Source organism: Xenorhabdus sp. Sc-CR9 (genome assembly GCF_963897815.1).
GTDB lineage: Bacteria > Pseudomonadota > Gammaproteobacteria > Enterobacterales > Enterobacteriaceae > Xenorhabdus.
Genome location: NZ_CAWQTY010000049.1, coordinates 1 through 1,900 on the forward strand (window position 1 = coordinate 1; position 1,900 = coordinate 1,900).

Sequence of the window (1,900 nt, forward strand, 5' to 3'; positions counted from 1 at the left end):
AATTTCCAGCTATCATCTGTTAACATTAGTCTTGGCATTTGGGGTAATTGTTTTGATTTTTGGCGAAACCATTATAACAGCCCCATTTGCTGCTTGCTTTTTATACCAAAAAGATCAACACGCTCTAGTTTCACCAAAACCAAACGTTACCATTCGCCCTCGTTTGTATGAGGCTAAACTGGATAATATGTCTCCCGATATTTCAAAACAGATTGCTGCGGCAGGAGTTGAATATATAGCAGGTAAAATTGAAAAAATTGATTCAGATAACAAAATACTGACAATTAATTTAGTCAATGGAAGTCAGACTACTTTAACTTATGATCGTTTTGTTCTTGCTACCGGAAGTCAATTGACGATACCTCCAGTACCGGGGTTTTATGAATATGGATTTAATGTAGATACATTAGAAGATGCACAACGACTAGAGGCACATTTACAGGCACTCAAAAGTGAGCCTGACAGTCATGCCCGGAATACTGTGGTAGTGGTAGGCGGCGGATTGACAGGTTTGGAAAGCGCTGCTGAGATGCCAGCCCGCCTGAAAGCAATTCTTGGTGATAATGTTAATATTCGCGTGCTTATTGTTGACACAGCTCCGGCTCTGGGGGCAGGGATGGGCGCAGATGCATCATTGGTTATTCAGCAGGCATTATCAGAGTGTGGGGTCGAATCACGAGCTGGCTTGCGTGTTGAGGCCATAGATAACAAGAGTATCACGCTCTCAAACCGCGAATGCATAGAATCAAATACGGTTGTATTGGCGACAGGTGTAAAGGCTAATACATTGACAGAACAAATCTCAAGCAAACAAGATACTAGCGGAAGAATTATTTCTGACAGTTATCTACATGCAAAGGCAATTTCTGGAGTTTTCGTTGCGGGTGATACAGTAAAAGCACCAACAGATGATAAAGGAAATTACAATTTAATGACTTGCCAGCATGCCTTGAGCCTCGGGCGAGTTGCGGGACATAATGCTGCTGCGGAATTAACAGGTATTCCACTATACCCTTACAATCAGCCTAAATATGTAACTTGTCTTGATTTAGGTACTTGGGGCGCACTCTATACAGAAGGTTGGGACCGTCGGGTATGCTTCACTAAAAATGAGGGTAAGAGAATTAAACAACAAATTAATACTCAGTGGATATATCCACCTGAACTTGGGAGGGATGAGCTTTTTGCTATTGCTAACCCAGACTATGTAATTGTTCCTTAACATAAATATGAAAGAGAAATAAATTTTTTATTTTCCAATTATCTAAAAATAACATCACCTATATTCAGTAATGCTCTGGGTAACCATTGTATTCTACTGTGCTATTATTTTTTAATGAATAAATACTAATAAAGTATTAATAAGGGATTAATATGTATTTTAAAAGAGTTGTTTTTACTTTTTCATTAATAATAGTTGGGTTTTCATCTCAAGCTCAGGTTATTAATGATAATAACCCATCAGAGTATCGTTCTTTTAAAACAAATTATTCTGACATGCTTGAACTTGCTAACAAAGAACGTTTATCTTGGCGAGTATTCTATGAAACTCCAAGTGAAGGTATTAATGCTGAATGGTTCGATGCTGTAAAGCACGGTGACTTAGACAAAGTCAAATACATGGTAATGAATGGTCAAGATATTGAAGCAAAAGACATCGGTAGTTTAGAACAAACAGCTCTTGGTTGGGCCTCTTTCATTGGTGATGAAAACATGGTTGATTATCTCATCTCTCAAAATGCAAATCTATGGGCAACAGATACAGGTGATGTTTATACCAATCTAACTTGAAGATGCAGGTTTTAAAATCTGAAAGTTGTCAGTCAGTCGAGTCGTGAGTTCTTTCGCTTTTTCTGGCAAAGTGGTATGAAAAAAGTGGCGAAGGGTTTCACGGAATGTC

At 38.5% G+C, this 1,900-nt stretch carries 2 protein-coding genes and 1 pseudogene; 2 read left to right on the forward strand and 1 reads right to left on the reverse strand.

Going from position 1 to position 1,900, the window contains the following annotated elements:
* The first annotated feature begins 70 nt into the window (after positions 1-70).
* The gene (locus tag AACQ81_RS02715; protein WP_336885700.1) at positions 71-1,222 is read left to right on the forward strand and encodes an NAD(P)/FAD-dependent oxidoreductase; all 1,152 of its coding nucleotides are present in this window, start codon (positions 71-73) and stop codon (positions 1,220-1,222) included.
* Positions 1,223-1,374: 152 nt separating this feature from the next.
* Entirely contained in the window at positions 1,375-1,791 is a 417-nt protein-coding gene (locus tag AACQ81_RS02720) for an ankyrin repeat domain-containing protein (RefSeq protein WP_237388451.1), read from the forward strand.
* Here AACQ81_RS02720 and AACQ81_RS02725 read toward each other — a convergent pair.
* Positions 1,783-1,900, reverse strand: a pseudogene (locus tag AACQ81_RS02725) (IS630 family transposase); the annotation flags it as partial. The gene AACQ81_RS02720 and the pseudogene AACQ81_RS02725 overlap by 9 nt on opposite strands.